This is a genomic window from Photobacterium sp. R1 (genome assembly GCF_054600795.1).
The window spans coordinates 1-238 of sequence record NZ_BAAHZP010000946.1 but is presented as its reverse complement, the minus strand read 5'-3'; the positions used below and the strand labels follow the sequence as shown (position 1 = coordinate 238).

Annotated in this window: 1 pseudogene; it reads left to right on the top strand. The window is 50.4% G+C overall.

The features are described 5' to 3' along the window. A pseudogene (locus ACYP03_RS27870) lies at positions 1-238 on the top strand (histidinol dehydrogenase); the annotation flags it as partial.

Sequence of the window (238 nt, the reverse complement as noted above, 5' to 3'; positions counted from 1 at the left end):
TCATCTCATATGTGCGCAAACGCGGTGATGTTGCGCTGCTGGAACTGACAGAGAAGTTCGATATAGTCCGTCGCGATTCATTCTAAGTGAGCGGAGATGAGATCGAGGCTGCAGCAGATCGTTTAACCGATGACTTGAAACAAGCGCTTCAGCAGGCCTATGCCAATATTGCCTGTTTCCACAAAGCTCAAAAAACCAAGCCGCTGCAGGTTGAAACCCAGCCGGGTGTGATCTGCGA